The sequence below is a fragment of the Phenylobacterium sp. genome (genome assembly GCF_036263695.1).
In the GTDB taxonomy this organism is placed as follows: Bacteria; Pseudomonadota; Alphaproteobacteria; order Caulobacterales; family Caulobacteraceae; genus Phenylobacterium.
Map to the genome: position 1 here is coordinate 1 of NZ_DATAGM010000099.1, position 5,626 is coordinate 5,626.

Annotated in this window: 8 protein-coding genes and 1 pseudogene; 3 read left to right on the plus strand and 6 right to left on the minus strand. The window is 69.7% G+C overall.

Features of this window, described 5'->3' with window-relative positions:
- The 3 genes from VHK87_RS04010 to VHK87_RS04020 form a co-directional block, all read right to left on the minus strand.
- The coding region (locus VHK87_RS04010; RefSeq protein ID WP_329633608.1) for a pentapeptide repeat-containing protein at positions 1-293 on the minus strand (293 nt) is incomplete at its 3' end.
- Between the two features lie 192 nt (positions 294-485).
- Complete coding sequence (locus VHK87_RS04015; RefSeq protein ID WP_329633609.1) at positions 486-776, minus strand: UrcA family protein; 291 nt, start codon at positions 774-776, stop codon at positions 486-488.
- A 77-nt stretch (positions 777-853) separates the two neighbouring features.
- Positions 854-2,155 carry an MFS transporter gene (locus tag VHK87_RS04020; protein ID WP_329633610.1) on the minus strand — a complete coding sequence of 434 codons (1,302 nt, stop codon included), beginning with the start codon at positions 2,153-2,155 and terminating at the stop codon, positions 854-856.
- Between the two features lie 370 nt (positions 2,156-2,525).
- On the opposite strand from VHK87_RS04020, the gene VHK87_RS04025 reads away from it, so the two are divergent.
- Positions 2,526-2,813: a hypothetical protein gene (locus tag VHK87_RS04025; RefSeq protein WP_329633611.1), complete on the plus strand. Its 288-nt coding sequence runs from the start codon at positions 2,526-2,528 to the stop codon at positions 2,811-2,813.
- A 52-nt stretch (positions 2,814-2,865) separates the two neighbouring features.
- Here VHK87_RS04025 and VHK87_RS04030 read toward each other — a convergent pair whose 3' ends face one another.
- Both VHK87_RS04030 and gpmA read right to left on the minus strand, forming a co-directional pair.
- Positions 2,866-3,309, minus strand: coding sequence for a bifunctional diaminohydroxyphosphoribosylaminopyrimidine deaminase/5-amino-6-(5-phosphoribosylamino)uracil reductase RibD (locus VHK87_RS04030; protein ID WP_329633612.1), 444 nt, complete (start codon positions 3,307-3,309; stop codon positions 2,866-2,868).
- Positions 3,306-4,019 carry a 2,3-diphosphoglycerate-dependent phosphoglycerate mutase gene (gene gpmA, locus VHK87_RS04035; protein ID WP_329633613.1) on the minus strand — a complete coding sequence of 238 codons (714 nt, stop codon included), beginning with the start codon at positions 4,017-4,019 and terminating at the stop codon, positions 3,306-3,308. Before gpmA ends, VHK87_RS04030 begins: the two co-directional genes overlap by 4 nt.
- Before the next feature lie 75 nt (positions 4,020-4,094).
- On the opposite strand from gpmA, the gene VHK87_RS04040 reads away from it, so the two are divergent.
- Together VHK87_RS04040 and VHK87_RS04045 are read left to right on the plus strand one after the other, a co-directional pair.
- On the plus strand, positions 4,095-4,373 hold the full coding sequence (locus VHK87_RS04040; RefSeq protein ID WP_329633614.1) for a hypothetical protein: 279 nt from the start codon (positions 4,095-4,097) through the stop codon (positions 4,371-4,373).
- Positions 4,370-5,335 carry a KpsF/GutQ family sugar-phosphate isomerase gene (locus VHK87_RS04045; RefSeq protein ID WP_329633615.1) on the plus strand — a complete coding sequence of 322 codons (966 nt, stop codon included), beginning with the start codon at positions 4,370-4,372 and terminating at the stop codon, positions 5,333-5,335. The genes VHK87_RS04040 and VHK87_RS04045 overlap by 4 nt, the downstream gene beginning before the upstream one ends.
- Positions 5,336-5,341: 6 nt before the next feature.
- Here the strand turns inward: VHK87_RS04045 and VHK87_RS04050 are convergent.
- Positions 5,342-5,626 (minus strand): annotated as a pseudogene (locus tag VHK87_RS04050) (methyl-accepting chemotaxis protein); the annotation flags it as partial.

Below are 5,626 nucleotides of genomic sequence, written 5' to 3' on the forward strand. Positions count from 1 at the left end.
CGCCGCAGCGAGGCGTCGGTCAGGTCGGCGTTCTGCATGTCCGCGCCGAACAGGTTGGCGTGGTCGAGCCGAACGCCTTTGAGATTGCAATCGGCCAGGATCACGCCGGTCATGTCGGCGTCGCAGAGGTTCTTGCCCGACAGGTCCAGGCCGGAGAGATCCATCCAGGCGAACACCGCCCGGGCGCCTCCGGGACGAGAGGTCCACAGCCGGTCGTGCTTGGCGCAGATGACCTCGACCTCCGCCTGGGTCAGGCGGCGAAGCTGGGTCGGGCTGGGCCTGGCGTTCAGCACGGGTCGGAGCGATCCATCGTGGGCGCGATGGGGTATTTCTAAACGCACTCGATTAACGGTCTGCTGACGCCTGAATGGCGCTTAACCATGGCCTTGCCCAAAAGGTGGGGAGGCGGGCGAGTCCGCCTCCCCCAAGGCTGAGCCCTGTTGGGGGCCGTTATTCCGCGCCAGGAGGGCCGGGCGCGAAAGTCGTCAACGGGCGGCGTAGCTGCGCGCTTGCGGCGAGAGCTGGGCCTCGGCCCGGGCCTGAGCCGCCTTGCGGCAGCGCCAGGCGTCGGTGGCCGCGCGGGGCAGGAGCGGCGTCAGGGGCTGGGCGCACAGCCGTGAAGCCGCCGCCCGGATGCGCCGCCGGGCGCCCTCCTGCCCTTCCGCCGTTCGCAGGTTGAGGTCGGACAGCGCCACCGTCTCCTCGCCTCGGGTCTGCGCCAGCGCGGGCGGCGCGGCGAGAACCAGGCTGGCGGCGATCAGCAGGTGGGCCTTCATCGGAGCCTCGCAGCACGGTTACAGACGTAATCCGACGTGCAGACTACATTCGTAACTTAAGCTGTCAAGGCGAACGGTCAGGCGCCCGCGGCGGCGAGCCGTCGATCGCGCAGGATCGAACGCGAGGCGAGGTAGTGCGCCAGGATGGTGACCGCGATCACCGGCACGAGGGCGGCCAGGCCGACCTGGAGTGAGCGTTCGCCGAACTGCGCCGACGCGCTGTCGCTGATCATGCCGACGAACACCGGGCCGCCGCCGAGGCCGATAATGTTGAGGATGAACAGCAGGATGGCCCCGGAGACAGTTCGCATGGCCGGCGGCACCGCGTTCTGGACCACCGCCAGGGCGGGGGCGAGATACATGTTGTTGAGCAGCGCAGGCCCGGCGAAGCACAACAGGGCGAGCTGCCAGGTCGGCGCCAGCAGGAAGCCGATGAAGAAGGGGATGGAGAGGGCGAACGCGATGGCCGGCACAAAGGCGTACCAGCGCCGGTTCGCCCGACTCAGCTTGTCGACCAGCCAGCCGGCCCCGAAGGTCCCGATGGCGCCGGTGATCCCCAGCACCAGGCTGTAGTAGAGGGCGACCTCCTCCAGCCCCATGCCCTTGATCCGCATCAGAAACGGCGGGGCCCAGGTCAGCACCGCATAGCCTACGAAGGCGGAAAGGCCGCTCGACAGGGCGGTGATCACCAGCGTCCGGTTGCGGAAGAAGCTTCCGACCGCGATCGCCATGGGCGGCGTTGGCGCATGCGCGGTCTCGCCCTCGGCGAACCGATCGAGCGCCCCCCGCTTAGGCTCGCGCACCACCATGACAAGGATCAGCGCCAGCAGCAGCCCGGGCAGCCCCACTGCGTAGAAGGCGGTGCGCCAGCCGTAGCTGGCGGCGATCCAGCCGCCGGCGGCCGCCCCGATCATCGAGCCGAACGGCACCCCCAGTGAATAGATGGCCAGCGCCTTGCCGCGGTCCTGCGGCGCGAAATAGTCCGAGATCAGCGAATAGGACGGCGGCGAGCCCCCCGCCTCGCCCACCCCGACGCCAATCCGGTAGAGCAGCAGTTGAGTGAAGTTGTTCGCCATCCCGCACGCGGCCGAGAACAGGCTCCAGATCGCACAGGCCGCGGCGATGATCCGCACCCGATTGGCCCTGTCCGCGAGCCAGGCCACCGGGATCCCGCAGCCGGTGTAGAAAACCGCGAAGGCGAGGCCCGTGAGCACCCCCAGCTGGGTGTCGGACAGCCCAAGGTCCTTCCGGATCGGCTCGGCGAGGATCGACAGGATCTGCCGGTCCAGGAAGTTGAAGGTGTAGACGACCATCAGGATGGTCACGACCAGGTAGCGGTACCCGGCCGAACGCTCGGCCGGCAGGCTCGCGGTGGACATGGCTGCGGATCTCCCCCGGGGTGCGGCCTCTTTGCGGGCCTGCGGGAGAAGCTTTGCACTCCCACTATGCTTCGCAAAGCGCCGTTCGACGGTCACGAGCGGAGCGGGACACAATTTTGACGCCCCCGCCAAATTGTGCCGGTATGCCAGACACTCACTAGGTCATCTGGCGAAGTTGTCAGAATGTTACTGAATTGATCTCAGGAGTTCGGAGTTGATAGGAAGTTGATCACTTGCCATATCTCGCGGCTGGGCAACAACACCTTCATAGACTTGTCTTCTGAATCGGCTAATCAGGACCACAGACGCTCAGTCCGCTTAAGAAGCGTCTCATAGGGAGGAGTTTCAACATCAGTTGGGAACTCCAGACATGATCAAGACCATCACCGCCACCGCCCTCCTCCTCGCCGCCGCCGCTCTTCCGGCCCAGGCCCAGGAGATCCGCATCAACGTGGCCGGCAAGTCGGCCGACGCGGTCCAGGCCGAGCTGCGCGCCGCCGCTCACGCGGTCTGCAAGCGCGACAAGGCCGACGGCCCCTCGCCGCTGGAACTGCAGTTGAACGCCAACTGCGTCCAGAAGGCCTACAGCACCGCCCTCGCCAACTGGCAGAACATCCAGGTGGCCAAGGCCCAGCCCGACCAGCTGGCCGCCCGCTAAGCGGACCAAGGGCGGGGCGCGCCAACGCGCTCCGCCCGCCTCCCCTCAGGGCTCAGTGGCTCCGCGGCACGTAGTCCGCGTAGAGCGCCGCTTCGGCTTCGGCCGCCAGCAGGCCCACCTCGACAGGAATTCCGACGGCCGCGAGCCGCTCCCCGCCGCGGCCCGAGGCGAAGGCGGACGCATCCGTGCAGGCCACCACCACCCGGGCGACGCCGGCCTGCGCCAGCCGCTCGGAGCAGGAGGTCGTCGCCGCCGACCTCTGGGCGCAGGGCTCCAGGGTGACGTAAGCCGTCGCGCCGCGGGCGCGCTCGCCGGCGGCGTCCAGAGCCCTCTCTTCGGCGTGGGGTCGCCCGCCAGCGCCCGTGGCGCCCTCGGCGATGACTTCGCCGCCCTTGACGATCACGCAGCCGACCGAGGGGTTCTCTCCGGTCAGGCCGACGCCGGCCCGCGCCACCGCGATGGCGCGGCGCATGAAGGCCTCGTCGGCGTCGCTCACGCCGCCTGCGGCAGCGGCTGGGCGCGCGCCTCGTCGAGGTAGCGCGCCGAGCAGGGCTTGAGGCTGTCGTCCAGCTCGATGACCAACGGGTTGCCGGTGGGGATCTCGACCCCAATGATCGCCTCGTCGGAAAGCCCGAACAGCAGCTTGACGATCGCCCGCAGCGAGTTGCCGTGGGCGGCGATCAGCAGGTTCTCGCCGGCTTTCAGGTGCGGTGCGATCTCGGCGTCCCAGTAGGGCTGCACCCGCTCCAGCGTGGTCTTCAGGCTCTCGGTGGCGGGCAGGGTCACCCCGGCGTAGCGGCGGTCCTTGGAGAAGTCGTGCTCGCCGCCCGGCGCCAGCGGCGGCGGCGGGATGTCGTAGGACCGGCGCCAGAGCTTCACCTGCTCCTCGCCGTGCTTCTCGGCGGTCTCGGCTTTGTTCAGGCCGGTCAGGCCGCCGTAGTGCCGCTCGTTCAGCCGCCAGTCGTTGGTCACCGGCACGTACACCTGGCCCGCGGCGTGCAGCGCCAGCCAAAGGGTGCGGATCGCCCGGGTCAGCACCGAGGTGTAGGCCCGGTCGATGCGGATGCCGGCGGCCTTGATCAGCTCGCCGCCCTTCTTCGCCTGGGCCTCGCCTTCCGGCGTCAGGTCCACGTCCACCCAGCCGGTGAAGCGGTTTTCCAGGTTCCACTGGCTCTGGCCGTGGCGGAGCAGGACGAGGGTGGGCAAGGCGCTTTTTCCTCCGGGCGGTTGCGAGGCCTCGCGGCCTAGGGCGCGGCGGCGCGAGGGTCAAGGCCCGGCTTGGTGCGACGCACGGCGAGCGGCTATATGCTGCCCATGCTCTCCCGCCTGTTCTTCCCCGCGATCGGCCTGCTGGCCCTCGGCCTGGTTGGCCTGGCGATGGTCTGGCCGCAAGGCCTGGGCGCCCGCTCGCCCGGCCCGTTCGGCGAAACGCCCTACCAGCAGCGGCCGGAGGTTCGGGCGGCGCTGCAGCGTCAGCACGAGGCAGCCATGGCCGAAGCCGAGCGCGCGCGCCAGGCGGTCAGCGACCTGCAGACCCAGGCCGTGGCGCCGAACCAATGAGCGGCTTCGACGCGAGCGCCGTCGGCCGACGGGTCCTGGGCTGCGAGGCCGAAGCGCTCCGGCAGCAGGCGGACTCGCTGGACGGCGCCTTCTCGGCCGCCGTCGACCTGCTGTTCGCCGCCAAGGGCCGGATCATCTGCACCGGCATCGGCAAGTCTGGCCACGTGGCGCGCAAGATCGCCGCGACCTTCGCCTCGACCGGCACGCCGGCCACGTTCGTCCACGCAAACGAGGCCAGCCACGGTGACCTGGGCATGATTGGCGCGGAGGACGCCATCCTGTGCCTATCCAAGTCCGGCGAGAACCGCGAGCTCGCCGACGTGCTGGCCTACGCCAAGCGCTTCCACATCCCGCTGATCGCGCTGACCGCCCGCGCCAACAGCGCGCTCGGCGCGGCGGCCGATGTGGTGCTGCAGCTCGTGGACGCGCCCGAGGCGACGGCCGAGCTCTCCGCTCCCACCACCTCCACAACCCTGCAGATCGCCCTCGGCGACGCCCTGGCCGTGGCCCTCCTGGAGCGGCGCGGCTTCAAGGCGAGCGACTTCCACGTCTTCCACCCGGGCGGAAAGCTGGGCGCCATGCTGAAGACGGTCGGCGACCTGATGCACCGCGCCGACGAGCTGCCGCTGATCCCCGAGGGCGCTCCGATGCCTCAGGCGCTGCAGGTGATGAGCGAGAAGAACTGGGGCGTGGTCGGCGTCACCGACGCCGCGGGCCGCCTCTCGGGCGTGATCAGCGACGGCGACATCCGCCGCCACGTGGACGGCCTGCTCGCCGCCACCGTCGACCAGGTGATGACCCGCGGGCCCCGCAAGATCGTCCCGACCAGCATGCTGGCCTCCGAGGCGCTGGCGCTGATGAGCGACCCGCCTCCGGCCGTCACCGTGCTGTTCGTCGTCGAGGAGGGCCGCCCTGTCGGCCTCCTCCAGGTCCACGACCTGGTCCGCGCCGGGGTGATGTAGGAGCGTCTACGCCGCGCCGCGACGGACGGGGACGACCTCCAGGTGCGGGCGGCCCGCCGAGGCGCGTTCATCGATCTTGAAGCGGCTGACGATGCGGGCGAGTTGGTCGGTGTCCTGGGCCATGGCGCGGCTCGCGGCGGTGGATTCCTCGACCATGGCCGCGTTCTGCTGGGTCACGCTGTCCATCTGCTGGACGGCGATGTTGACCTCCTGGACGCCCGAGGCCTGCTGCTGGGACGACGAGGCGATCTCGGTCACCAGACTGTGGATCTCGCCGATGCGGGTCACGAT